Consider the following 25,958-nt stretch of genomic DNA (forward strand, 5'->3'; position numbering starts at 1 on the left):
CATTTTCGGCTTCGGCCTGAACGAAAATCCGGCACAGCTCTTTTCCTTATAACAGGTGGCAACAACCGGATGGACAGCAAGGTGGAAATGCGCAGGTCGCTGCGTAGCGCGCGGCGGGCGCATGTTGCGGCCTTGCCCGAGGTGACGAAGGCGCTTCTTTTTCGCAGGCCGCCCTCGGCCGTGCTGGACATGGTGCCGGACGGTGCGACGATCGGGTTCTATCACCCACTTCCTACCGAGGCGCCGACCGGCGGCTATGCTCGCTTCTTTTCCGAGGCAGGTCATCGCATCGCCCTGCCCCGTTTTGCAGACGCCGACGATACCATGCATTTCGCGCAATGGGCCGACCCCTGGGGCGACAGCGACCTTGATGTCGGCCCCTTCGGCGCGCTTCAGCCCGCGCGCGATGCCGAAGCGGTGGTGCCCGATGTCATCTTCGTCCCGCTGGTCGGTTTTACCGAAAGCGGCGCGCGGCTGGGACAGGGCGGCGGGCACTATGACCGCTGGCTGGAAGCGAACGCCGACGCGCTGCCCATCGGGCTTGCATGGGACGTGCAGAGAGTGGACATGTTGCCGATGGAACCGCACGACAGGCTTCTGGCCGCAGTGGTGACCCCGACCCGGCTCTATGGCCCGTTTGAAAGGCACAATGCGTGAATCGCCCCGAATGGAAACCGACCTGGCGCAAGCCCGTGGGCATCATCGCTCTATTGGCAGCGATGATGCTTTACGTCGGTCTGGTGGTCACGCTGATCGAACCGATCTCGCGCTGGCATGTGTTGCTGCAGGTGCCGGTCTATCTGGTGCTCGGCATCGCCTGGCTGCTGCCTTTGAAACGCTTTCTGATCTGGATGGAAACGGGGCGCTGGGGCTGATTCCAGCGGCTGCGAAATCACCGCACGAACGTCTCGCAACATATTGATCGGAAACGAAAAAGGCCCGCTTTCGCGGGCCTTTATGCGTCCTCCAAGTGGCGCGAGTGACGGGGCTCGAACCCGCGACCTCCGGCGTGACAGGCCGGCGCTCTAACCAACTGAGCTACACCCGCTTGCCCCTTGGGGAGCCGCGCATCTATGGGAGGTTCCGCGCCCTGTCAACGATGATCGAAAACCTTTTTTGAAATTTTTCGAAAGTCGCGATTTTGCGTGGTCTTGGGCATCCCGGACTGGTCCCGGATCGCTTGCCCCGACGACTGATATCTCTCGCCGGGACGAATCGCGGCCCGATTTTTTAGCCGCCGCACAACAAGCGCGTTTGCGAAGGGCTGCTCTATCTGACAAACACTTGCGCAATGACGCAAACCGCCCCCTCCCTCGTCGACACGTACAAAAGACGCATCACCTACCTGCGCCTCTCGGTCACCGATCGCTGCGACCTCCGATGTCAGTATTGCATGCCCGAACGCATGCAGTTCCTGCCCCGCGCGGAGGTGCTCACGCTTGAAGAACTCAACAAGGTCGCGAATGCCTTCATCGATCGCGGCGTGACGAAGATCCGGCTGACCGGCGGCGAACCGCTGGTGCGGCGCGACATGATCGAACTGGTCCGTGCGGTCGGCCGCCGAATAGGCAATGGGCTTGAGGAACTGACGGTCACCACCAACGGCACGCGTCTTGCCGAATTTGCCGAAGATCTTTTCGCCGCGGGCGTGCGCCGTGTGAACGTATCGCTCGACACGCTGGACCCGGCCCTGTTCGAAGAACTCTCACGCCGCGACAGGCTGTCACAGGTATTGGAAGGCATCGCCGCGGCGAAAGCGGCGGGACTATCGGTGAAGATCAACACGGTCGCGCTGAAAGGCGTGAACGAGGACGAGATTCCCGACCTTATCGCATGGGCGCACGGCGAAGGGCACGAGGCAACCCTGATCGAAGTCATGCCCCTGGGCGAAGTCGATGGCGACCGGATCGATCACTACCTGCCACTGACGCAGGTTCGCATGAATCTGGAAAAACGCTGGACGCTGGAGGGGGACACCCATCGCAGCGGCGGTCCGGCGCGCTACGTCCGCGTGGCCGAAACGGGCGGACGGCTCGGCTTCATCACGCCGCTCACCAGCAATTTCTGCGACGGTTGCAACCGCATCCGGGTCACCGCGACCGGCCAGCTCTACGCCTGCCTTGGCGGGCGCGAGCAAGTCGACTTGCGCGCCGCGGTGCGGTCAAACGATCCCGACGCCGCACTCGATGCGGCGATGGACGAGGCGATGACGATCAAGCCCGAGCGCCATCACTTCGCCATCAACCGGAAGGGCGAAGCACCCGCCCTGCCCCGGCACATGTCGGTTACGGGCGGCTGATCGTGGCTTTGACGTTGCTGTTTTTGGGCAAGCTGGAAGACGTGGCGGGTGCGGGCGAGATCGCGCTCGACATCGCGGACCGGATGAGCCTTCCCGCCATTGCCGAGCGCCTCGACCCCGAACTGGCCGTCGCCATCGCCGCGCCCGATATCCGCATCGCGCTGAACGGTACGCTGGTCGCGGCTGGCGAAGTCCTGGCCGGTGACGGGGACGAGCTTGCCTTCCTTCCGCCGGTCAGCGGCGGCTGACGTGCGCGACGTCCGCCTCGCCACCGACCCGTTCGACCCGAACGAGGAACTGCGCCGCTTCTCGCACACTTGCGGAGATGCCGGCGGCATCGTCAGCTTCACCGGACTGGTCCGCGAAGAAGCGGGCAGCGAGGTCGAGGCCCTGGAGCTTCGCCATTTCGAACCGCTGACACTACCGGGGATGACCGATCTGGCTGCGCGGGCAGAAGCGCACTGGCCGCTGACGGGCACGCTGGTCCTGCACCGTGTCGGCACGATGGAGCCGGGCGATGCGATTGTCCTTGTCGCCTGTGCGGCCCGTCATCGCCGCGATGCGTTCGAAGCGGCAGATTTCCTGATGGACCACCTCAAAAGCAGGGCATGGTTCTGGAAACGGGAAAAAACCGCCTGCGGCTGGCGCTGGATCGAACCGCGCGATGCCGATCACTCGGACCTTGCCCGCTGGACCGCCGTGCCCTGAACGTCAGACCGCCCCTGAAAATCAGACCGCTACTTCCGCCTTGATGGCGGCGTGCGGGGCGTAGTCCTCGACCACGAAATCCTCGATCCGGTATCCGTCGATGCTGTCGGGTTTGCGGACAAGGTGCATTTTCGGGAACGGGCGCGGCTCGCGGCTCATCTGTTCGCGGGCCTGTTCGTAGTGGTTGGAATAAAGATGCACGTCGCCGCCGAACCACACGAAGTGCCCCGGCTTCAACCCTGCCTGCTGCGCCAGCATCAGTTGCAGCGCACTGGCCCCCGCCCAGTTGAAGGGAGCACCCAGCAGCAGGTCGGCCGACCGCTGGAACATCAGGGAATTTAGCCTGCCGTCCGACGTCACGTGGTACTGATAGACCATGTGACACGGCGGCAAGGCCATGCGGTCCAGCTCCGCGACGTTCCAGCCATGGAACAGCATCCGCCTGCTCGACGGATTGTTGCGCAACATGTCGACCAGCGTGGCGATCTGGTCGTGTTCCTTGCCGTCGCTGCCCAGCCAGCGGCGCCACTGCTTGCCATAGACCGGGCCCAGCTCGCCCCAGCGCGCGGCGAAATCGTCATCGGCAACGATTCGCGCCTCGAAATCTTCCTGCGAAATGTCTTCGCCGGTCTGTTCCCGGTAATGGGCCAGCGGCCAATCGGACCAGATGCGCACATTGTCGCGCAGTAGCGACTGGATATTGGTCTGCCCGGTCAGGAACCAGAGCATCTCCTTCACCGCGGTTTTCCAGTAGACCCGCTTCGTCGTCAGGATCGGGACCGAACCATCCGACAGGTCGAACCGGGCCATCGCCCCGAACAGCGAACGCGTACCGACGCCCGTGCGGTCGATACGCTCATCCCCGTGTTCGAGCACGTTTTCCATCAGGTCGAGGTACTGATACTCGGGGTGTCGCATTGCCTTCATCCTGTCCGCCGCGCACGATTACCTTTGGGCCTTTCGCGCGAATTTGCCAGTTTTCGCACCGCTGCATCCACACTTGCGAGCATGTTTCCGGGTCCGATCGAACAAATCGTCGAGAAACTTCCGATTGCCCGCTTGCCAGAACCAAATGCGCCGCTTATAGGCCCGCACCTGCCTCGCCGCAGCCTCGCAAGAGCGCTGTGGCAGACCGATCGGTCGGGGAGTAGCTCAGCCTGGTAGAGCACTGTCTTCGGGAGGCAGGGGCCGGAGGTTCGAATCCTCTCTCCCCGACCAATTTCGGCCCTTTGGCCGCGTTTCTGACATCGCTGCGCCATTCTGGCTTTGCGCCTAGATTTCTCTTGCTGGAAAGCGGGGCTTGTCGGGTCGCAAGGATATCTCGCTTCAATGCGTGCCCGCGTCTCCTAAATGCCAGACCGTCGAAGCCGGCCCCCACTTATTCCGGCGACTATCGCATTCAGGAAGCATCCCCCATCATGTCGACCCATCTCTCCCGCCTTTCGCTTGCCCTGGCGGTTTCCGCCGCTGCGCTGATTCCGGGCACCGCGCAGGCCACCGACGGCTATTTCCTCAACGGCACCGGAGCCAAGGCCAAGGGCGCTGGCGGCGTGGAGATCGCGATGCCGCAGGATGCGCTGGCCATTTCGGTCAATCCGGCCGCCGCGACAGAGCTGGGCCATCGCCTCGACGTCGGTGTCGAAATCTTCGTGCCCGATCGCGGCGCGCGTATTTCCGGCAACCAGGCCGGACTGGACGGTGACTATTCCGGCAACGGGTCGAACCCCTTTATCCTGCCCGAAGGCGCCTATGTCCGCCCGCTGTCGGACAAGGTTTCCGTCGGCATCTCGGTCAACGGCAACGGCGGCATGAACACGCATTACAAGGCCAACCCTTTCGCCAGCTTCGGCGCAACGGGTCCGGCCGGTGTGAACCTTCGCCAGATCATGATTTCGCCGACCGTTGCGGTCGAATTTGCCGAAGGCCACTCGATCGGCGTGTCGCCCCTCTTCGTGATCCAGAGCTTCGAACTGCACGGCGCGCAGCCCTTTGCCGCTTATTCGCAGGAACCGGCCAAGGTATCGAACAACGGCGCGGATTGGACGACAGGCGCGGGCGTGCGGGTCGGCTATCTCGGTTCGGTCGGCGACAACGTGAAGATCGGAGCGTTCTACCAGTCCAAGGTCTGGTCCGGGCGGTTCGACGATTACGCGGGCCTCTTCGCAGAAGGCGGCGATTTCGACATTCCGGCGTCCTGGGGCGTCGGCGCATCGGTCAAGGCCAGTGACCGCCTGACCGTGGGCGCAGATTACAAGCGGATCGAATATGCGGGCGTCCAGTCGGTCGGCAATACGCTGGCCCCCTTGTTCGAAGGCGTGCCCTTCGGCGCGGACGGCGGCCCGGGTTTCGGCTGGCGCGACATCGACGTCTGGAAGGTGGGCGCGGTCTATCAGGCTAGCCCCGCCCTCACCCTGCGTGCAGGCTATGGCCGTTCGGACAACCCGGTCCCGCAGTCGCAGACCCTGCTCAATGTCTTCGCACCGGGCGTCGTGCGCGGACACTACACGCTGGGCGCGACGGTCGGCCTTGCCGACGATGTCGAACTGACCGGCTATGTCATGCGCGCGCCAACCCAGACCGTGCGCGGTTCCGGTTCGATCCCGATGCCGTTCGGCGGCGGCGAGGCGGACGTGCACCTTGCCGAAACCGCGGTCGGCCTGTCATTCGGCTTCATTCTCTGATCTGGTGCCGCCCGGCGTAGTCGCGCCGGGCGGCCGCGAGTTACGTATTGCCGAGTAACCTGGCGGCTAACCGGGGAGACCGGCGAATCCGGGAACGTCTTGCAGGTCCGCGTCCCACTCGGCCCTGCTGGCAAGGCAGATATGCGCATCGGGCCTGATGCCAATCGCACTATCGACACTTCCGGCCGGTACGACGACGAACGCGCCATTCGCATGGACGCCGGGAAGCGCAGACCCGCACTGATCGCAGAAATTCCGTTCGTGGCGGCTTTCCGGCACGCGATAGGTCCGAACGCAGTCCTGCCCCGAAAGCCAGTTCAGCCTTGCTGTCGTCAAAACCAGATTGGCAGCATGCGCCGAACCGGAACCTTTTCGGCAGAGACTACAATGGCATAGGAAGAACTTCTCGAAACCACCTGAAATCTCGAACCTGACGGTACCGCAAAGGCAGGATCCGCTTGCGGATTCTGTCATAGCAACGATCTCATCATTCCTGATCTGCCGGTGCGGCTTCGCCCATGCCGGCGTTGGCATCGCCCATTGCGATGCTGACAAGGCGGATACCATCGACATTGTCGACGATCTCGCCGCCAAGCGCGCTGGCAGAAGCATCGTCAGGGCAGCCCACCAGAATCGCGCTGTCATCGAGGTAATTCGACGTTGCCGCGCTTTCGCCAAGCCTGCGGCAAGGATTGCCCGGTTCCGGGTACCCGTCGCCAAAAGGCGCGAGACTTTCGGGAATTGTCGCCATGACTTTCGTCGCGGGGTCCTCGCTCGCTTCGGGCTCGGGCGCGGGCTGCGCCCCGCAAGCAGCAAGGGCAAAGGCGACCGATACGGTCAGGCAGATTGTGCGCATTCGGCCGTTCCTTCTTGTCCTGCCAGCAGCGTCGGTACTGCTCGCGATCTTGCATTTTCCACTCGGAAAAGCTCCCCCTCCCCTTTCGTAAAGTCAACCTTGCGCCGAACATCGGTGCATTGCGAACCAAGACGGCTCCCTTTTGGAGGACTCGGCCGCTAGGCTGGCAACCGGATGAAGAAAGGTATGGCATGATTCCGTCGAAGTGGCGTTACGCGACATGGGCCATTGCGCTTGCGATGTTCATGCTCGTCATGGTGCCCAGGGGTGCGCAGGCCGCACTCGTCCCGATGGTCGCCGAAGCAGTCGAACTCGAAGCCGAGGTCGAGGCCGCCAAGATCGAGAAGCAGGAACGCGACCCGGCAGTCGAAGAGCTTTTCGAGCAATTCGAAGCGAATGCCGACGAAGCGCGTGCCTTGCTCGACGAGGACACTCAGGACCTTTCCATCCAGGGTCGAAGCAGGTTTGCCGTGGTCCGCGCAAAGCTGGCCCGCGACCGCGACCTTGCCAATGCCATGGCAACGAGCGGTTCGCTCGACACGCGCATTCTACAGGCGCGCATCGATGCCTTGGGCCCGGTTCCCGCCGATGGCGAAACCGAGCCTGCCTACATCACGGAGCGCAGGGAGGAACTCACGGCCCGGCTTGGCGAGATTCAGCAGCCGGTCATGCGCCTTCGCGATGCACAAGTGACCGCCGCCGTGCTTGTCGGCGAACTCGATGAAAAGATCGCGGCGCTGACCCAGGCAAGGCTGTTCCAGAACGGTCAGTCCCCACTCGATCCGCGCCTGTGGGTCGATAGTGCGAAAGACCTTTGGGCCGGCGTCAGCAAAACGCGGGATGCGATTCGCCAGGCCGTCGTCGATCACGGCATGGGCTATGTCGCTTTCGGCGCCATGCTCGTCATCGCGGCGATCGTGGGTCTACCCCTGCTCGCCGTATTCACCCGGCGGTGGATTACACGGCTGGTGCAAAGGCGCCTCCTGTCCGGCGGCGGCGTGGCGCGGCGGCTGGCCCTGACAATCGTGCTCGACAGCCTGCTGGCTCTCGTCCTCGGCATCAGCATATTGTTGGCCACACTGGCCCTGTTGGCCGCGTTCATCCCGCTCATCGGACCTGAAAGCACGAGCGAACTGGCCGCCAGTTTCATCGTCGCCGGGGTGATCGTCTCCGTCGGCCACTGGCTGGGCCGCGGGGTTCTGCTTTCGCCCTTTCCCGAATTGCGCCTGATCACGTTGCCCGAAGAAGGTTCGCGGCGCGCACTGCTGATCGTTCGGCGTATTGCCTATGTCCTGGCCGCAGAACTGGTCGTCGCGAACCTAGAGGAATACGACCTGCTCGGGACCGAGCTGTCACGGCTGCTCTCGGCGATGCTGGTCACCTTGGGCGCGTGGCTCTTGTGGCAACTGGCGAATTCGATCCTGGAGGCGCGGCGTTTCTGGGAAAGCCGTGAGGAAAAGAGCACGACCAGTTCCGAAGCCAGCCTCGATTTCGCGACCCCGCTTGCGCGAGCAATCAAGATATTTTCGCTGGCCGCGGTGATCGCCGCCGTTATCGGCTTTGCCCTGCTGGCCCGCTATATCTTTTCGGCCACGCTGCTGTCGCTGGGCACGATCTGCACCGCGATCTACATCCACCGATCCTTTGCACTGTTCGTCACGTCGCTCGCTTCGGGGCGCCTGTACCGCTATCGCCGCATCCTGCATTTCCTCCCGCTGCTCAGCGGGATCGTGGCGACACTCCTTGTGATTCCCCTGCTGGCGATCATCTGGGGTTACAGCGCGTACGAGATCGGGGACGCGCTGCTTGCCCTGCGCAACGGTATCGAATTCGGTGAAATCAAGATTTCCGCCGGGGACGTGTTCACATTCTTCATCGTCTTCTTCGTCGGGTACTTCGTCACGCGCTGGCTGCAAAGGTTCCTCAAAGTGTCGGTCATGCCCGAATTCGGCATGGAAGCGGGCGCAGAGGCGGCGATCCTCACGTTCCTTGGCTATATCGGGGTCACGCTGGCCGCTGTCATCGCCATCGCCACGACCGGCCTCGATCTGTCGAGCCTCGCCTTCGTGGCCGGTGCGCTTTCGGTGGGCCTTGGCTTCGGCCTGCAATCGGTGGTCGAAAACTTCGTCAGCGGCATTCTTCTCCTGATGGAACGCCCGATCAAGGTGGGCGACTGGATCGAAGTGGGCGAGCATTCGGGTATCGTGCGCAAGGTCGCGGTGCGATCCACGCATGTCGAGACGTTCGACCGCCACCAGATCATCATCCCGAACTCGCAGCTGATCACAGAGGTCGTGAAAAACCGCAGCTTCAGCACCGCGCCGACGCGCATCGTGGTACCCGTCGGTGTCGCCTATGGCACCGATCTGGAAAGGGCGCGGCGAATCCTGCTCGAAATCGCGCATTCCACCGATGCGGTCCTCGAAACGCCCGAACCGGCCGTGGCCATCGAAGGATTCGGGGACAGCTCGATCAACATGAAGATCCTGGCTTTCGTGCGCGAAGCCACGGAGGGCGCGCCGACCACCTCTCTTATCTATTTTGCGATCGCCAGCCGTTTTGCCGAGGAAGGCATCGAGATACCTTTCCCGCAGCGCGACCTGCACGTGCGATCGGTGCCGGAAGGATTCCTCGGCAAACCGGGACCGGCGTGAGTTTGAAGACGATGAACAAGACGCGAGGCGCGATGCTGATCGCCGGGGGATTGATGATGTCGCTGATGACCTCTTCGTGCCAGACAGTGCCACCGGTCATGACTTACGCCGATTTTCAGGAACTGGAACAGCCTGCCTCGCCCCGCGCGATCGCCTATGGCGACGATCCGCTGCAACATGTCGATCTCTGGACGCCGCGCGGCGCGGGGCAGCATCCCGTGGTCTTCATGGTCCACGGCGGATGCTGGCAGACGAATATCGCGACGGCAGAGATCATGAACCGGATGGCGCAGGCCTTCGTCGACAAGGGCGTGGCGGTCTGGAATGTCGAGTATCGCGGCGTCGACGTCGATGGCGGGGGCTATCCGGGCACGTTCACGGACATCGCGGCGGCGGCGGACCTGCTTCGGGACAAGGGTGCGGACTATGGTCTGGACACCTCGCGCACCGTGGCGCTCGGCCATTCGGCAGGCGGGCACCTTGCAATCTGGCTTGCCGGTCGCGGGCGGATCGGCGCCGACAGTCCGCTGCACGCATCGGGCGCGCAGAAACTGCGGGCCGTCATCAGCATCGGGGGCCTCCCCGACCTCGAACAGGCGCGCGTAGAAGCAGCGGGAGCATGCGGTTCCGACACGGTCGACCGGCTTGTCGGACAGGGGCGAAGCAATCCGTTCGCCGACACCTCGCCTGTCGAACTTCTGCCCATCGGCACGCCGCAGGTGCTTGTCTCGGGAGAGGCGGACGTCATCGTGCCGCCCAAGTTTGCTCACGACTACGCCGCAAAGGTCCGCGAAAGCGGCGAGGATATCCGGGTCGTCGATATTCCCGATCAAGGGCATTTCGAACTGATCACCCCCGGCACCAAGGCGGGCGACAAGGTCGTCGAGATCGCGCTCGAATATCTCGAAGCCGGTCGCTGACAATGGCAACGCCGACCTATCAGGACGTTCTGGACCTCGACGCTGGCGATCCGCTGGCGCCGCTTCGCGAAAGGTTCAGCCTGCCGGAAGGGGTGATCTACCTTGACGGCAATTCGCTGGGCGCGCTGCCAGGCGCTACACCTCGCCATCTGGCCGAAGTGGTCGAGGCGCAGTGGGGCCGCGATCTCATCCGGAGCTGGAACGCCCATGACTGGATCGGCCTGCCAAGGCGGATCGGCGAGAGGATCGCGAAGCTGATCGGTGCCGGACCGGACGAAGTGATCGCCTGCGATTCGACATCGGTGAACTTGTTCAAACTGCTGCAAGGTGCCCTCGCCCTGTCGCCATCGCACGGCACGATCCTTACCGAAGATTCGGGCTTTCCAACGGACCGCTACATGGCGCAATCGGTGGCCAACCTCGCGAGCGGCACGTCTGTGAAGGCGGCCCCGCGCGACGCGATCATCGACCATATCGATGACGATACCGCGCTCGTCCTGCTGACGCATGTCGACTATCGCTCCGGCCACAAGATCGACATGGCGGCGATGAACAAGGCCGCGCACGACAAGGGCGCGCTCGTGCTCTGGGATCTCAGTCACAGTACAGGCGCTGTCGCGCTGGATCTGGCCGGCAGCGGCGCGAACCTCGCCGTGGGCTGCGGTTACAAGTATCTCAACGGTGGGCCCGGCGCTCCGGCTTTCCTCTATGTCAGAAGCGGATTGCAGGAGCGGTTGGAAACGCCCCTGCCCGGCTGGATGGGTCACGCCGAACCGTTCGCCTTCTCGCAAGGGTACGCCCCTTCACCAAGCATAGACCGTTTTCTATGCGGGACCCCGCCCATCCTTGCGATGGCAGCGCTGGAAAGCGGGCTGGCGCAGTTCGACGGCGTTGATCTGGCCGCTCTTTTCGCCAAGGGGCAGGCGATTTGCGGGCTCTATATCGAACTGATGCAGGACTTGTGCGAAAGGCACGGCTTCACCCTCGCCTCTCCGGCAGACGCCCGGCACCGCGGCAGCCACGTCAGCTTTGCCCATCCCCACGCCCATGCGGTTTGCCAGGCCCTGATTGAGCGAGGCGTCATCGGCGATTTCCGCACGCCGGATATTCTCCGCATGGGTTTCACCCCGCTCTACACCCGGTTTGCGGACGTGTGGGAAGCCGTGCGGATCTTACGCGAAGTAATGGATAGCAGCGCCTGGCAGGACGATCGCTTCACCCGGCCGCGACGCGTGACCTGACCGGCGTAGCGCCCTTTCGGGACCAGCCGCAATCAGGCCGGAAAACGGACCGGCGCGTCGCCTTCCACCCATGGCGCGAACTTGGTCATTATGCCCTTGAACAAGGCGGATTCCAGATGACCTTGCAGCCACGAACCCACGTTGGGGATGCCTGCACCGGCAAACCAGTCCCGGTCGACGGCGGCGAACTGGCGGACGAAAGGCATTATCGCCATGTCCGCAATGCCCCTTGCGGGACCGCACAATTGTCCCGAAGCGGCGATCCGCGCATCGAGATCGGTCAGGAAACCAAGCGCCGCGGCACGGTGTTCCTCGGGGTCGGAGCCATGCCGATCGGGGTACTTGTATCGGTCGAGATGGTGTTTGAATTCGCCGTCGTTGCGCGCGATCAGGTCGGCGTCGTCGCGCAGCAGCCAGCCTTCAGGATCGTTGTGCGACAGGGCCAGCCGCATGATGTCGATGCTCTCATCCACGACCTCGCCGCCAAGCTTGACCAGCACGGGCACGGTGCCTTTGGGCGATGCGTCGAGCATGGCCTGCGGCTTTGCCGACAGCTTCACTTCGCGCAATTCGCAGGTCATGCCGCTGATCGACAGGGCAAGGCGCGCCCGCATCGCATAGGGGCAGCGGCGAAAACTGTAGAGGGTGGGCACGGTCTTGTCAGTCATCTCGGCGCCCGACCAAACGCGCTCCAACGTGCTGTTCGCCGCGTTCTGCCGCAAGGCGCTGTTGCTTGTGACGTTCGCGGTAGGATGCGCGCTGCTCCTCCGTCCGCTCTTCGAAACAGCCGGGGCAGCTGACCCCTTCCTCGTATAGATCCGACGCGCGGTCCTGCTCGCTAACCGGGTTGCGGCAGGCATGGCACAGGCCATAGCTGCCCTCGACCAGCCCATGGCCGACCGTGACGCGGTTGTCGAAAACGAAGCATTCCCCTTCCCAAAGACTTTGCTCTGAAGGGACGGTTTCAAGGTATTTGAGGATACCGCCCTTGAGGTGGAAGACATCTTCCACGCCTTCCTGCTTCAGAAACGCGGTCGATTTCTCGCAGCGGATACCGCCGGTACAGAACATCGCGACGCGCGGCTGCCGCCCTTCGCCCAGCAGGCGTTCGCGCTGTTCGCGGAACCAGGCGGGGAATTCGCGAAAGCTGGCGGTTTTCGGATCGATCGCGCGCCGGAACGTGCCGACCGCGACTTCGTAATCGTTGCGCGTGTCGATGACGATCGTGTCAGGATCGGCAATCAGCGCGTTCCAGTCCTGCGGATCGACATATGTGCCGACGCTGCGGCGAGGGTCGATGCCTTCCTCTCCCATCGTGACGATCTCACGCTTCAGCCGAACTTTCATCCGGTTGAACGGCATTGTCGAGGCCGAGGAGAACTTCACGTCGAGGTCGGCGCAATCGGGGAAGCTGCGAATATGGGAAAGGACTTCGTCGATGCCGTCATGCGGCCCCGCAATCGTGCCGTTCACGCCTTCGTGGGCAAGCAGCAAGGTTCCGCGAATGCCATGGCTTTCGCATAGCGACTGAAGCGGCGCCTGAAGATCGGCAAAGTCGTCAAGGCGCGTAAAGCGGTACAGTGCCGCGACAAGGACTTCGCCGGTATCGGAAATCGGATTGCTCATGCGCGGCCCATAGCGCCAAGCCCGCCCTCCGTCAGCCCCGATGCATCATGCAAACAGGCGAACGAAATCCCAGATGAGGATCGCGAGCAGCAGGATGAGGCTCGACAGCAGCGCCAGCGCAGCCGTGCGCCCACGACGCCAGCGCGCATTGGCGAGCACGATGCCGGTCTTGAACGCCATGTTCACCGCGACCGTCCCGGCCAGCGCGAGCGCGGCGATACGCGGGGCCACGGCGCCTTCCGGCAGCGCGGAAAAGGCAACGATGGCGGCATCGACATCGAAACTGCCCGCGATGAACAGCGAAAGGCCGCCCCCCGCTTCTCCGAATTCCGCCTGCGCCCAGTTCACCAGCAATGACGCACCAGCAACAGCAGCCAGGAAGACGAAAGCGGGCAGAAGCGCGAAAGGCTTGTTCGTCATTCTCGGCCCGCCTGATGCCGCCTCTTCCCCCGTTTCGAACCGCCATGCGAGGGCGGTCGCGGCGAAAGCCATCAGCGTCGGCGCACCCAAGAGCAGAAAGATCGGCACCGTCACGACCGGCGCCAGGATCGCAGTCAGCGCGATGACCCGCAAATACATGATCGCACTGGCCAGCGCGATGCCGGTCGACAAGGGGCCGCCGGTCCCTTCGCGCAGCCGTTGTGCAAGCGAGGCGGTGACCGCGGTGGACGAATAGGCCCCACCAATCATCGCCGTGACGATCGTGCCGCGCCGTTCCCCGACCAGACGGTTCGCGACATAGCCGGCGATCGAAAACCCGGTAATCAGCAGGACGACTAGCCACAGCCGGAACGGGTTCCACGCGTCATACGGTCCGAACTGCGCGTCGGGCAGGAACGGCAGGATCGCGACCGCGAGCACCGCGTAGCGCGCAATCGCCTGCATCTCCTCGCGCGTCAGCCGCGCGACGAAGGCATGGCTCTGCCGCCGCATGGCAAGGATGAAACTCGTGAGGGCCGCACCGGCAACAGCAAAGGCGGGATAACCCGCGCCGCCCAGCAGGCCAAGGCCGAGCGCCACGAGCGCGGCCACCATGGTCGTCGCGTCGCGGCTCCTGGTGTCGTTCATCGCACGCAGGAACATGGTGACGAGCACGACGAGCAGGCCGGCAAGAAGCACCGCGGCAACCGCATGGGATATGTTGAGCGCGACAATGGCGACGATGGCCCCGCTGCCGCCGATCAGCGTGAATGTGCGGATACCGGCAACGCGTGACCCGCTGGCAAGTTCACGCTGGCGCCAACCACGCTCTATCCCGATCAGCAGTCCGGCGGCCAGCGCGGACAGCAGCGGCAGGACAAGCTCCGTGTCGAGGTAGGGGTACTGCGCGGACAAGCCATTCCCGATCAGGACTGAAGACCGCGATCATGACTGCGCGCATTACCGGCGGCGGGCAAGCCGCGCCGCCCGATTGTTCACCGCCGCCGACCGGTTCTGCAAGGTGCCATCCATGCGATGTCCGTTCCCGCATTCGCGCCGGCATAACCGGTCTGCGACTGCGGAAACGGGACGCATCGACGCTTCAATCGTTTCCGGGTCAGCTGGCGAAAAGCGTGCGCCCCTGACCCGCGATATGCGCCAGCATGGCAGGCGATACCGGCACCGAGTTTTCGGCCCGAGCAACCATCGAGCGGAACTGGCGGATCGCCGACTGGCGATTCTCGGTCCAGTTAGCCAGAGCCTCCGCCGGATCGGCCTTGGCCTTTTCGCTCCGCAGCAGCTTGTGCAGGAACTGCAGGCGCATCTGCTGAAGATCGCGTGACAGACCGGCCACCAGCAGGCGTTCCCACGGGTCCGACGGGCTCATCACCGCGGCGGTCTGCTGGGCCCAGTCGATGCCCAGCTTCGCGCCCAGATCGGTGAAGGTTGCCGCAACCGTGCGCGCCTTGATGCCGCTGTCGGCCGAAAGCTGCGCCAGGCCGATCGCGCCGTCCATCTGGTAGAGGTGGACGACCGCATCGGCCATGGCTGCCGGAACGCCCTTGGCGGTCAGTTCGGTGCGCAGCCGGTCGGAATGGTTGCGCGCAGCCGTTTCCAGCAGCTTGATCGTTTCGGATGACAAGAGGTCAATCTGGGGGCGCAGGCGCTCATGGATGTCCGAAGGAGAAACTTCCCCCGCGCCAAGGCGCAGGACGTCGGCCATGTGGCTGCGAACAGCCCCTGCCGCCCGGTCGAGCAGCAGCAGGCGCCCTTCCTCGGGCATCTTCGCGCTCTCGATCTTTTCCCACAAATCGCTCAGATCGAACAGGCGATCGACAGCGACGAAAGCTGCCGCCACTTCGGCCAGAAGTGCGTTTTCTTCCTCGGCCAGTTCGTAGGGCAGGATCATGCCCAGCCGGTTGATGATGCGGTTGGCCAGTTCGGTCGCGATGATCTCGTGACGCAGGCGATGTTCCTCGAGATACTTGCGGAACTTGTCCTGCAACTGCTCCGGGAAAGAGGTGACGAGTGTCCTCTCCATCGCCGGATCGTTAGGCAGCTTCGAATTCTCGATAGAGTCCTGCAGCACCAGCTTCGAACTGGACAAAAGGACCGCCAGTTCGGGCCGGGTCAGGCCATGACCTTCCGCCGCGCGGCGCGTAAACACGTCGCTTGCGGCCAGCCCCTCGGTCCGGCGGTCAAGATTGCCGCCGTCCTCGAGCTGCTCGATGAGCCGGATCTGCGATGCCGTGGCCTGCGAACCGCCCTGCTCCGCCACCGACAATGCCAGCGTCTGGAGGCGGTTGTCCTCCAGCACGATGGTGGCAACCTCGTCGGTCATCTCCTCAAGCAGCTTGTTGCGCCGTTCCTCTGACAGGCGGCCCGCCTTGCGCGCCGCTTCCAGCGCGATCTTGATGTTCACCTCGTTGTCCGAACAATCGACGCCTGCCGAATTGTCGATGAAGTCGGTGTTGATGCGTCCGCCGGACAGGGCAAACTCGATACGTCCGGCCTGCGTGATGCCAAGGTTCGCGCCTTCGCCGATGGCTTTCACGCGAAGTTCGCCGGCATCGACGCGAAGACGATCATTCGACGGGTCGCCAACATCAACGTGGTTCTGCACGGTCGATTTCACGTAAGTCCCGATCCCGCCAAACCACAGCAGGTCCGCCGGGGCCTTGAGGATGGCGGAAATCAGGGCGTCAGGCTCGATCTCCTTGTCCTCTATGGCCAGCACCTCGCGTGCCTGCTTCGACAGGGGGATGCGCTTCATCGTGCGCGGGAAGACGCCGCCGCCCTTGCTGATCAGCTTGTCGTCATAGTCCTCCCAGCTGGAACGCGGCAGTTCGAACATGCGCTTGCGTTCCTTCCAGCTTGCCGCCGGGTCGGGATCGGGATCGATGAAGATGTGCCGATGGTCGAACGCGGCGACGAGCTTGAGCGCCTTGGACAGCAGCATGCCGTTGCCGAAGACGTCCCCGGACATGTCGCCGCAGCCCACGACGCTGATCGTATCGGACTGAACGTCGATGCCCATTTCCAGGAAGTGCCGCTGAACCGAAATCCACGCACCGCGCGCGGTGATGCCCATGGCCTTGTGGTCGTATCCGTTCGACCCGCCGCTGGCGAAGGCATCGCCCAGCCAGAAGCCTTCGGCCTTTGCGATGGCATTGGCGACGTCGGAAAAACGCGCCGTGCCCTTGTCGGCCGCGACCACGAAGTACGGATCGTCGCCGTCGAGGATCTTGACCCCATCGGGATGCACGACCTTGTCGTCGACGATGTCGTCGGTCACCGAAAGCAGAGCCCGGATGAAAATCTCGTAGCTTGCCTGGCCCTCGGCGGCCCAGCCGTCACGATCCTTCGACGGATCGGGAAGCTGCTTGGGATAGAAACCGCCCTTTGCGCCGGTCGGAACGATCACCGCGTTCTTTACGCGCTGGGCCTTCATCAGGCCGAGGATCTCGGTGCGATAGTCGTCACGCCGGTCGGACCAGCGCAGACCGCCGCGGGCAACGGGCCCGGCGCGAAGGTGGATGCCTTCGACGCGGCGGGAATAAACGAAAATCTCACGCCAGGGCAGCGGCTTGGGCAGTCCCGGCACGCCCGCGCTGTCGAGTTTGATGGCGATTGCCTCTTCGGCAGCGGGTACGAAGGCGTTGGTGCGCAGGATCGCCTCGATCGTGGCGTTGTACTGGCGCAGCAGGCGATCGTCGTTGATCGCATTGACCTTGGCCAGACCGCCGACAATCGCCTTGCGTGCCTTTTCGGCGGCTGCATCTGCCTTGGCCATGGCCGGATCGTGGCGCGCACGCAGCAGATCGACCAGACCGCGGGTCACGTCCGGCGCGCCGACAAGGGCGTCGACCACGGTATAGATCGTGAAGCCCAGCCCGCCCTGCCGCAGATAGCGGTAGAGCATGCGCAGCCATTCTGCCTCTTCCCGGCCCAGTCCGGCGACGACGACAAGGCGATTGAAAACGTCGTTCTCCGCCCTGTTGTTCAGCACCGCTGCAATCGCGGCCTCGATATCGGCGGCGCGGTCAAGGATGTCCTCAACCGGATCCCCTTCACGAAGACCGACAACGAAATCGTGGATCGTGCCGATCCGCGCTTCGTCGAGGCGCGTCGGCATTTCCGCCAGGACGCGAAAGCCGAAATTCTCCAGCGCCGGAACCGCATCGGACAGCGGCAGGGTGCCTTCGTACTGATAGATCTTCAAACGCAGCTGGTTTTCAGGATCGCTGTCGAGCCGGTAAAGGCGGGCATCCCGGCGCAGCGAGGAGGTATCTTCGGGCAGGTTGGCCAGTCCCTTGATCCGCAGGATATCCAGCGCCGCTTCATGCGCGCCGTAATCGGCACGGTAGGGCACGGGAAATGCATCTGCGAAACGCAGCGCCAGCGCGGCGGCACGGCCCGGTTCCTCGAACGCGGAAAGCTCATGCTCGACCGCCTCTTCCCAGCCGCGCAGCATCGTCTGCAGCCGCGCGTCGAGCGCGTCTTCGTCAGGGATGTGCTGTCCGCCGCGAATGTCGAGAACGAAGTGCAGTCGGGCGAGCTTCCCCCCCTCGATCTGGAGCGACCAGTCTAGGATGTCGGCCTTCGATTCGCTCTCCAGCATGTCCATGACGCGGATACGTGTCTGCGTGCTCATCAAATCGCGCGGCAACCAGACGAAGGCGAACAGGTGGCGCGACAACGGTGCCTCGACCAAGGCAAGGCGCGGGCGCGGGCGGTCGACTAGGCCCGACATCATCGTGGCAAGCCGCGCGATCGCATGGTCCTGCAAACCGATCAGCAAGTCGTGCGGCAACACGGTCAGCGCATGGAGCACGGCCTTGCCGGTGTGGCCCTTGGGATCGAAACCCAGCCGAATGGTCAGTTCCCCGAATTCGCGGCGCATGCGCGGCACTTCGTCGGGCGGAGTGTTGAGCGCGGCGCTCGTCCACACGCCCGCGTGGGTCGAAATAGCAACGACCTTGCCATTTTCCATCACCGGGATGAGGAACAGGTCGAGCGGAACCGAACGATGCACCCGGGAAATCTGGTTGGCTTTCACCACCAGCGGTGCGTGCGACAGCGCGTCTTCGCCAAGGTCGTCGAACCAGGCAAAGGCGCGATCCCACGATGTATCGGCAAGAAGTTCCTTCGCGCTCTTGCGGCAAACGCCGAGGCGCTGGCTGTGCGAACCGTCGCGCTTGCGCGTGACATGGCCCAGCTGGGTCAGCATTCCGCCCGCGAACCAGTCTAGCAGCGCCCGTCCTTCGGAGTCGGTCACGCTGCGCGCGTCACGTTCCATCGCGGCGACCAGCTTTTGCCAGTCCTCCACCGCGGCGCGTACGTCTGCAAGCGTCGTCGACAGCGCCTGTTCGATCTGGCGGCGATGCGCGCCGTCGACGCGGGGCGCTTCGACGTAGATTAGCGATTCTTCGGGCGCGTCGCTGTTCTCGCCCACGATGGCCAGAAGCTTTCCGGCATCATCGCGCTCGACCGGCACGACCGGGTGGATCAGCGTGTCGGCGATCAGCCCGAAATCGGCCAGCGTCGACGCGATCGAATCGACAAGGAAAGGCATGTCGTCGTTGACGATCGCGATCCGCGTTCCGCGGCGGCCTTCTGGGACCGAGGCGATAACGATGGTAACGTCGCCGTTTTCACGGACGGCGGCGGATTCGAGCAGGAACTGCGCGATCTCCTCCCGCCTTTCCTTGGGCAGCGGTTCGTCGCCGGGTAGTTCGGAATCGACGATATGCCGGACGAGCTGTGGCGCGAGCGTCTTCATATCGATGCCCGGCTTGTCTGCGATCTTGGTCAAGTTCCCCTCGCAATTCATTCTTGTGCCGTAAAACGGGGTCGGTCGTACTGGTTGGAACCGCCCTTTCCGGGCCTTGTTCCGCAATTGTGGCGTCCATTCGTGACGAACCGGCGACCTTCCTCCCGGTCGTATCGGTTCGCGCCGCCCCGCAGGCGGGTTTCTCAATGCCTGTCCCGTCGCACATCAGTGCGGTCCGGGCAATCGCGGCGGGATGGTTGGTGCACAAGGAAAGTCGCGCAATTCCGCCCTTTTCGTGCTGCAAGTGCGAGATGAACCTTGACCGCCCCCTTCCCCGGGCCACATAGACCCGAGGGTGACCGCACCGCTTAAATCACCGCCCCCGCCCGATCCTTCGCAGGACGTACTGCTCCTCGATTTCGACGGCACGCTGGTCCCCTTGGCAGAGCGGCCCGAAGGCGTCGTCGTGACCGGCGAACTCATCACCCGGCTAAACCGGCTGTCCGACCTGTTCGAAGGCCGCCTTGCCCTCGTCAGCGGACGGGCGATAGAGGTGCTGGACGACTTCGGCTTTGCAGGGCTGGCCATCGCGGGCAGCCATGGCGCCGAATGGCGGCTGCCCGACGGCACGCGCGACGGGCTTGCCCGGCCCGACGCGCTGGACGATGCAAAGGCCGCCTTCATCGATTTCGCACGCGGCAAGGACGGCGTCCTTTTCGAGGACAAGCCGCTTGGCGCGGCGCTTCATTTCCGGCTCGCGCCCGCGTTCGCGGATGCATCCATCGAACTTGCGCGCGAAATGGCCCACGGCCTCCACCTTCAGCACGGACACGAGATGATCGAAGTTCGCGTCGGCGGTGTGAACAAGGGTACAGCCATCACCGAACTGATGAACCATGCGCCCTTTGCCGGATTTCGCCCCGTGTTTCTGGGCGACGACGTGACCGACGAAGACGGTTTCGCCCGTGTCGAGGAGCATGGCGGCCACGGCATACTGGTCGGCCAGCTGCGCGAAACGCGTGCCAGCTTTCATCTATCCGATCCGAATGCCGTGAACGCATGGCTTGCCCATGCGTTGGAGCTTGCGGGATGACCGTAAACAATGACCTTGCCGAGGGAATAACCGCATGAGCCGCCTGATCGTCGTATCGAACCGCGTGTCCATGCCAACGCCCGACGCCGCACAAGGCGGGCTTGCCGTCGCGCTTCAGGCGGCCCTTCGCGAATCCGGCGGGTTGTGGTTCGGCTGGTCGGGCCGCACGGTTGAGGAATTCAACGGCTCCGTTTCGTTCGAGGAGCTCGACGGGGTCCGGTCCGCCGTCGTCGATCTGGAGCCGCAGGACGTCGACGAATACTACAACGGCTTTGCCAACCGCACGCTCTGGCCGCTGTTCCACTACCGCATCGACCTTGCCAAATATAACCGCAGCTTCGGCAGCGGGTACGAGCGGGTGAACAAGCGGTTTGCCGAACCGCTGCACGTCATGATCGAGCCCGGCGATACCGTCTGGATCAACGACTATCACCTGATCCCCATCGCCTCGCAGTTGCGCGAACACGGCGTTAAGAACAAGATCGGTTTCTTCCTGCACACGCCGTGGCCGCCGACGCGCCTGCTGGTATCGCTCCCTTATCACGAGCGTCTGGTCCGCACGATCTTTGCCTACGACATCATCGGCTTCCAGACCGAAGAGTGGCTGGAAAGCTTCTTGCACTACTGCGTCAACGAGCTGGGCGGCACGGTGGACGGCGAATACGTGACCGTCGACGGTACGACCTTGCGCGCGGTGGTCTGCCCCATCGGCATCGACTTCAAGAACTTCCTGCAGGCCAGCAATACCAAGGCATCGCAGGATCTTGCCGAGCGGATGCGTATATCTTTGCGCCAGCTCACCATGATCGTCGGCGTCGACAGGCTGGACTATTCCAAGGGGCTGGAAGAACGCCTCAACAGTTTCGAGCACTATCTGAACAAGCACGAGGAAGCGCACCGCTCCGTCGTGCTGATCCAGGTCGCACCGCCATCGCGCGGGCAGGTCGAACAGTACCAGCACGTGCGCGAAAAGCTGAATGAGATGGCCGGACGCATCAATGGCGCTTTTGCCGAAGTGGACTGGACGCCGATCCGCTACGTCAACCGCGGCTATTCGCGCGACGAACTCTCCGCCCTCTACAGCGCGGCGAAAGTCGGCCTCGTCACGCCGCTGCGCGACGGGATGAACCTTGTCGCCAAGGAATTCGTCGCCGCCCAAGACCCCGATGATCCGGGCGTCCTGGTGCTTTCTCGTTTTGCCGGCGCCGCCGCGCAGATGAAGGAAGCCCTGATCGTGAACCCCTATGCGCCAGAGGAAGTCGCCGACGCGATCCACAAGGCGATCACGATGCCGCTTGCCGAACGCAAGCGCCGGCATCAGGCCCTTCTGGAAGGCGTCAGGACGCAAGACGTCCACTGGTGGCGTGAGAAGTTCGTGAACCTGATCGAGGAAACGCCCCACGCTGCAGCGGCGGAATAGAGGATCGGCCCAGCAGCCCGTATTTCCCTGTAAATTGCAGGAATCCGGCCCGGTCGGCCCTAAAGTCTTTGGTAAACCATTGCCGGTACGATCCCCCACGGCCCCCGCATAGTTGCGGGCTGTGCGGAGGATATGATGAAGCAGGCAGGCTCGGTACGGATCATCATGATCGCGGCGATCGTCGCGGGCTCTATCGTGGCGTTCAAGACGGCGCTGCCGCAGATACCGCTTTCGACGACGATCCTGGCATCATGCATCGGCCTTGCGCTTATCTTCCTGCTTTACCGTTCCGACCTCAGGCGTCGGCGTGAGGATGCGGGAACCGAGATGCAGCTGGCCGGTGCGCCCGCGCGCGACCTCAACCCGGCATCGATCCGCGCCAGGCTCGAAAACCGACCCCTCCCCCAGGTCAGCCCGCCGCCCATGGCCCGCGACATGCAGGGCGCGGCGAAGGTACCTGCACCTGCCTACACGCCGCCCCCTTCCCAGCCTGTGCCCCTGCCCCGCTCGCCGGAAACGCCCGTGCTCGAACTCGTCAGCGACTTCGTGGCCGAGGAACCGCCGCTAGCCGAGCCCGTGGTCGAGCCCCCGGTGCTGGACCTTTCCGCCTTCGACACAGTCGAACCGGCGCAGGTGGAAGAGGACGTACTGGACCTCAAAGATTGCGGCGCAGCGGAAGCGGAAGAGGAAATCCTCGACCTCGCCGCTTTCGAGACGCCGCAGGAGGATCGCGACCTCGCCGAAGAGGATGCGGACGTCCTCGACCTTGCAGACTTCGGCGAAGCTCTCCCCCAAGACCCGACTTGCGAAGCGGACGATTTCGCAACCGGTGAGGAAACAGAGCCGGTATCGTTCGAGCCAGAAGCTCCTGAACCCACAGAAGATCCCGCGCCCCATGATCTCGACTGGAGCAATTTCGAGGATTACGCCGACACCGCTCCGGAAAAACCGCTGAGCCTTGTGCCGGAGCGCGAGGAGCACGCCGAGACCGATCGCGCCCCCGTTTCCGCAACTGTGCCCGCCTCCTCTCCCATAGAGGCGGCGCGCGGCCATGCCATCGTCTTGCGCGAGGCATTTCCGCCATCCCAAACGGCCAGCCTCTCGTTCTACGGCGGCCTGCCCGTCGCGCCTGCCGACTTTGCCTGGCCCCGCGCCATGACAGAGGCCGGCGATATCCCGCTCACTTTCGTGATGCAGTGGGATTGCGCGAAACTGGCGATTTCCGATCCCACTGACCTGCTGCCCCGTGACGGCGCGATGTACCTGTTCATGGACCTCGATTGGAGCAGGCCGATGGCCTACCGCTTCGTCCACGCGGCCGGAAACGGCGACGACTGGGCCGAAGTCGTCCCGCCCCAGGACCTTGCCCCGGCCTACGGATCGCAGGCGATCTGGGCATGGCCGATCTGCGCGGGCGAGGATCACGACGCGCGCGGCATCATTCCCCGCCGCCTGCCACACTGGCCATTCGAACCCGTCGGCATGACGCTGCCCGGTAACGATACGAAGTTCTGGCAGGACGACGAAGCCACGCGCAATGCGCTATCCCTCCTCGACCTTGCCCCCGCCCCGGCCGCGTTGCCGCGCGGTTTCGAACGGCCCTTTCCCGCTTTCCCGCACGACTGGTCGGCGGTTCGCACCGTCTGCGCCTGGCTGCTGGGACAGATGCGTCAGCCCGGCCAGCCCGCCGAACTGACCCGCTGGCTGGACGAGACCCGGATGCTCTACGCCGTCGCCTCGCGCGAGGAGCCGTTCGATCCCATCCCCCGGCTTTCGGCAAACGAGATGTGGGGCTGGATGGAACAGGTGCGCACGCCGCTAGAGCTGGTGTTCCACGATCTCGTGTCCGCCGCGATCAACGCCACGATCGGCGCGAACGGCAAGGCGATGGATGCCATCCCGGCCGAACGCATCGCGGCAGAAGCACGCGCGCATCGCCTGTCGGGCAATCCTCATGCGCCGGTGCCGAACCGCATGTTCGGCACGCCCAGCTACGTTCAGGGCGAAGTCGGCCAGTTCGTCCAGGACGAAGTGCTGCTGCTGGAAATCGGCGGGAACGACGTGCTCGGCCATTTCTTCGGCACGGGCGTCCTGCAATTCACGATCGCGCCCGACGATCTTGCCACGCGCAATTTCGACCGCGTGCGAATGACCGTCGCCGCGGCCTAACCGCCGCGCAGCAATTGCACGCCGTAATCACGCTCGAACAAGTATAGCGCGGTCCGCGCGGCTTCTCCGCGAGGGCCGGTCAGGCCGCCGTCCCGCTCCATCAGAACGCGCGCATCGTCATGCGCGGTTTCGAGCAGTTCGGTGATCTGTTCGGGCGTTGCGACGACGAAGGCCTGTTCGCCCGACTGCCGCGTGCCGAGGATTTCGCCCCCGCCGCGCAGTCTCAGGTCTTCCTCGGCCAGCCGGAAGCCATCCTGCGTCTCACGCATCAGGGCCAGGCGTTCGCGCCCCGTTTCCGACAGCGTATTGCCGCGCAGCAGCAGGCACACCGACTTTTCCGCCCCGCGCCCCACACGTCCGCGCAACTGGTGCAGCTGGGCCAAGCCGAAGCGTTCGGCCTGTTCGATCACCATCAGCGATGCGTTGGGCACGTTGACCCCGACCTCGATCACGGTCGTCGCAACCAGCACCGCGACTTCGCCCGATGCGAAGCGCGCCATGTTCGCATCCTTGATCTCGGGCCGAAGCTGTCCATGCACCAGCGTTACGGCACTGTCCCCCAGCACCTGGCGCAGCGTGTCGAACCGCTCTTCCGCTGCGGCGATATCCTCGGTCTCGTGCTCGCGCACCATGGGGCAGACCCAGTAGGCCTGCTTGCCCTCGGCAACGTGGCGCTGCAGCCCGCCGACGACATCGTCCATCCGCTCCGCCGCGATCACGCGCGTGTCGATTGGCTTGCGGCCCGGCGGCATCTCGTCGAGGCGCGAGACCTCCATTTCGCCATATTGCGCAAGGGTCAGGGTGCGCGGGATCGGCGTCGCGGTCATGGCAAGGCAATGGGCCGTGCCCTTCGCCTTCTGTTGCAGCATAAGCCGCTGCCCCACGCCGAAGCGGTGCTGTTCGTCGATCACGACCAGGCCGAGATTGCGATAGCTCACCGCCTCCTGAAAGATCGCGTGCGTGCCGACGATGATGTCGATGCTGCCATCCAGCAGGCCCATCAGGATGGATTCGCGCGCACGGCCCTTGTCGCGTCCGGTCAGAATGGCGATCTCGACACCCGTCCCGCGCGCCATTTCGACCAGGGTTTCGTGGTGCTGCCGGGCAAGGATCTCGGTTGGCGCAAGCAAGGCCGCCTGCGCGCCACCTTCGACCGCGATCAGCATGGCGTGGAGCGCCACGGCCGTCTTGCCCGAACCGACATCGCCCTGCAGCAACCGCAGCATCGGGTGCTGCTGCGCCATGTCGCCCTCGATCTCGCCGACCGACCGTTTCTGCGCACCGGTCAGTTCGAACGGCAGCCGCAACTTGTCGCGCAGATGACCGTCGCCCTTGAGCGGCACGCCCTTGCGCCGCCGGTTGTCCGCCCGCACCAGCATCAATGCCAGCGCAGAGGCGAACAGCTCGTCATAGGCCAGCCGGTCCCGCGCCGCCTTGTGCGCGCCCTTGTGCGACAGCAAGAGCGCATCGCGCCACGCGGGCCATTCGCGCTTGGCGAGCTGCCCCGGCTCGATCCATTCGGGAAGGTCGGGCACTTCGCCCAGCGCCTGCTCGATCAGTGCCTGCAAACGCCCCTGCGTCAGCCCGTCCGAAAGCGCATAGACCGGCTCACACGTAGCGCCCAGCGCCGCGCTGCCTTCCTCGCTCACGTGGTCGGGGTGCACGATCTGCAAGGCATCGCCATACTGGTCGAGCTTCCCCGCAACCCAGCGCCGCTCGTTCAACGGCAGCTGCTTTTTCGCGGTGTAGGACGCGCGCCCGAAATAAGTGAGCGAAATGACATTGCCGATATCGTCGGTCGCCATCACGTTGAATGGCCCACGCCCGCTGCGGCTGGCGCGATATTGCGTGGGGGTCAGCGGCACGATCACGTTTTCGCCAATCCCGGCATCGTCGAGGTTCGCGATGACGCGCCGGTCGATGAAGCGGTCCGGCAAGTGATAGGCAAAGTCCTTCACCCGCGTAAGACCAAGCTTCTCCAGCGGTTTTTCCAGCTTCGGGCCAACGCCTTTCAGGCTGTCGGCCTTGGCGAATAACGGATTGAGGACTTCGGGACGCATCGCGGCCCTAATAGCGCCTTGCGCGGGGGCCACGGCAA

General features: G+C 64.0%; 20 protein-coding genes and 2 tRNA genes. 13 read left to right on the plus strand and 9 right to left on the minus strand.

Features of this window, described 5'->3' with window-relative positions; genetic code table 11:
• Nucleotides 1-69: 69 nt before the first annotated feature.
• A complete protein-coding gene (locus FAX90_RS02310) occupies nt 70-657 on the plus strand; it encodes a 5-formyltetrahydrofolate cyclo-ligase (protein ID WP_144095169.1) in 588 nt (195 codons plus the stop codon).
• Nucleotides 654-875, plus strand: a complete 222-nt coding sequence (locus FAX90_RS02315) for a DUF2842 domain-containing protein (RefSeq protein WP_276612119.1) — start codon at nt 654-656, stop codon at nt 873-875. Before FAX90_RS02310 ends, FAX90_RS02315 begins: the two co-directional genes overlap by 4 nt.
• A 96-nt stretch (nt 876-971) precedes the next feature.
• On the opposite strand, the gene FAX90_RS02320 is transcribed toward FAX90_RS02315, so the two are convergent.
• Nucleotides 972-1,048 (minus strand) — tRNA-Asp (locus FAX90_RS02320).
• A gap of 243 nt (nt 1,049-1,291) precedes the next feature.
• Between FAX90_RS02320 and moaA the strand changes: the two genes are divergently transcribed.
• From moaA to FAX90_RS02335, 3 genes are read left to right on the plus strand one after another with little or no spacing between them, the layout of a single operon-like run.
• The gene (gene moaA, locus FAX90_RS02325) at nt 1,292-2,299 is read left to right on the plus strand and encodes a GTP 3',8-cyclase MoaA (protein WP_144095171.1); all 1,008 of its coding nucleotides are present in this window, start codon (nt 1,292-1,294) and stop codon (nt 2,297-2,299) included.
• A gap of 2 nt (nt 2,300-2,301) precedes the next feature.
• The gene (locus FAX90_RS02330; RefSeq protein ID WP_240704675.1) at nt 2,302-2,547 is read left to right on the plus strand and encodes a MoaD/ThiS family protein; all 246 of its coding nucleotides are present in this window, start codon (nt 2,302-2,304) and stop codon (nt 2,545-2,547) included.
• 1 nt (nt 2,548) lies between these two features.
• On the plus strand, nt 2,549-3,007 hold the full coding sequence (locus FAX90_RS02335; RefSeq protein WP_144095173.1) for a molybdenum cofactor biosynthesis protein MoaE: 459 nt from the start codon (nt 2,549-2,551) through the stop codon (nt 3,005-3,007).
• 21 nt (nt 3,008-3,028) lie between these two features.
• Here FAX90_RS02335 and thyA read toward each other — a convergent pair whose 3' ends face one another.
• The gene (gene thyA, locus FAX90_RS02340) at nt 3,029-3,925 is read right to left on the minus strand and encodes a thymidylate synthase (protein ID WP_144095175.1); all 897 of its coding nucleotides are present in this window, start codon (nt 3,923-3,925) and stop codon (nt 3,029-3,031) included.
• Nucleotides 3,926-4,148: 223 nt separating this feature from the next.
• Here thyA and FAX90_RS02345 point away from each other — a divergent pair.
• Nucleotides 4,149-4,225 (plus strand) — tRNA-Pro (locus FAX90_RS02345).
• Between the two features lie 200 nt (nt 4,226-4,425).
• Nucleotides 4,426-5,688: an OmpP1/FadL family transporter gene (locus tag FAX90_RS02350; RefSeq protein WP_144095177.1), complete on the plus strand. Its 1,263-nt coding sequence runs from the start codon at nt 4,426-4,428 to the stop codon at nt 5,686-5,688.
• 66 nt (nt 5,689-5,754) lie between these two features.
• On the opposite strand, the gene FAX90_RS02355 is transcribed toward FAX90_RS02350, so the two are convergent.
• Both FAX90_RS02355 and FAX90_RS02360 read right to left on the minus strand, forming a co-directional pair.
• Complete coding sequence (locus FAX90_RS02355) at nt 5,755-6,261, minus strand: GFA family protein (RefSeq protein ID WP_338080230.1); 507 nt, start codon at nt 6,259-6,261, stop codon at nt 5,755-5,757.
• Complete coding sequence (locus tag FAX90_RS02360; RefSeq protein ID WP_144095181.1) at nt 6,176-6,544, minus strand: hypothetical protein; 369 nt, start codon at nt 6,542-6,544, stop codon at nt 6,176-6,178. Before FAX90_RS02360 ends, FAX90_RS02355 begins: the two co-directional genes overlap by 86 nt.
• A 191-nt stretch (nt 6,545-6,735) precedes the next feature.
• Between FAX90_RS02360 and FAX90_RS02365 the strand changes: the two genes are divergently transcribed.
• The 3 genes from FAX90_RS02365 to kynU are packed head-to-tail and all read left to right on the plus strand — an operon-like array spanning nt 6,736 to nt 11,359.
• Nucleotides 6,736-9,198 (plus strand): mechanosensitive ion channel domain-containing protein, encoded by a 2,463-nt coding sequence (locus FAX90_RS02365; protein ID WP_144095183.1) that lies wholly within the window; start codon nt 6,736-6,738, stop codon nt 9,196-9,198.
• 11 nt (nt 9,199-9,209) lie between these two features.
• Nucleotides 9,210-10,118: an alpha/beta hydrolase family protein gene (locus FAX90_RS02370; RefSeq protein ID WP_144095185.1), complete on the plus strand. Its 909-nt coding sequence runs from the start codon at nt 9,210-9,212 to the stop codon at nt 10,116-10,118.
• A gap of 2 nt (nt 10,119-10,120) precedes the next feature.
• Nucleotides 10,121-11,359, plus strand: coding sequence for a kynureninase (gene kynU, locus FAX90_RS02375; protein WP_144095186.1), 1,239 nt, complete (start codon nt 10,121-10,123; stop codon nt 11,357-11,359).
• Nucleotides 11,360-11,391: 32 nt separating this feature from the next.
• On the opposite strand, the gene FAX90_RS02380 is transcribed toward kynU, so the two are convergent.
• The 4 genes from FAX90_RS02380 to FAX90_RS02395 all read right to left on the minus strand — a co-directional run bounded on the left by FAX90_RS02380 (nt 11,392) and on the right by FAX90_RS02395 (nt 19,187).
• Complete coding sequence (locus FAX90_RS02380; RefSeq protein ID WP_144095188.1) at nt 11,392-12,027, minus strand: glutathione S-transferase; 636 nt, start codon at nt 12,025-12,027, stop codon at nt 11,392-11,394.
• Entirely contained in the window at nt 12,020-12,985 is a 966-nt protein-coding gene (gene trhO, locus FAX90_RS02385; RefSeq protein WP_144095190.1) for an oxygen-dependent tRNA uridine(34) hydroxylase TrhO, read from the minus strand. Before trhO ends, FAX90_RS02380 begins: the two co-directional genes overlap by 8 nt.
• Nucleotides 12,986-13,030: 45 nt before the next feature.
• On the minus strand, nt 13,031-14,320 hold the full coding sequence (locus FAX90_RS02390) for an MgtC/SapB family protein (RefSeq protein WP_144095192.1): 1,290 nt from the start codon (nt 14,318-14,320) through the stop codon (nt 13,031-13,033).
• Nucleotides 14,321-14,522: 202 nt separating this feature from the next.
• Nucleotides 14,523-19,187, minus strand: a complete 4,665-nt coding sequence (locus tag FAX90_RS02395) for an NAD-glutamate dehydrogenase domain-containing protein (protein ID WP_240704786.1) — start codon at nt 19,185-19,187, stop codon at nt 14,523-14,525.
• Nucleotides 19,188-19,533: 346 nt separating this feature from the next.
• Between FAX90_RS02395 and otsB the strand changes: the two genes are divergently transcribed.
• From otsB to FAX90_RS02410, 3 genes are all read left to right on the plus strand, one after another.
• Nucleotides 19,534-20,271, plus strand: a complete 738-nt coding sequence (otsB, locus tag FAX90_RS02400) for a trehalose-phosphatase (RefSeq protein WP_240704677.1) — start codon at nt 19,534-19,536, stop codon at nt 20,269-20,271.
• Nucleotides 20,272-20,305: 34 nt separating this feature from the next.
• Nucleotides 20,306-21,691, plus strand: coding sequence for an alpha,alpha-trehalose-phosphate synthase (UDP-forming) (gene otsA, locus FAX90_RS02405; RefSeq protein WP_144095196.1), 1,386 nt, complete (start codon nt 20,306-20,308; stop codon nt 21,689-21,691).
• 135 nt (nt 21,692-21,826) lie between these two features.
• Nucleotides 21,827-23,860 carry a DUF1963 domain-containing protein gene (locus FAX90_RS02410; RefSeq protein WP_170234830.1) on the plus strand — a complete coding sequence of 678 codons (2,034 nt, stop codon included), beginning with the start codon at nt 21,827-21,829 and terminating at the stop codon, nt 23,858-23,860.
• Here the strand turns inward: FAX90_RS02410 and recG are convergent.
• A complete protein-coding gene (recG, locus tag FAX90_RS02415; RefSeq protein WP_144095200.1) occupies nt 23,857-25,920 on the minus strand; it encodes an ATP-dependent DNA helicase RecG in 2,064 nt (687 codons plus the stop codon). The two genes, FAX90_RS02410 and recG, sit on opposite strands and share 4 nt — an antisense overlap.
• Nucleotides 25,921-25,958: the final 38 nt, after the last annotated feature.

It is taken from the genome of Croceicoccus sediminis (assembly GCF_007570835.1).
Classification (GTDB): domain Bacteria; phylum Pseudomonadota; class Alphaproteobacteria; order Sphingomonadales; family Sphingomonadaceae; genus Croceicoccus; species Croceicoccus sediminis.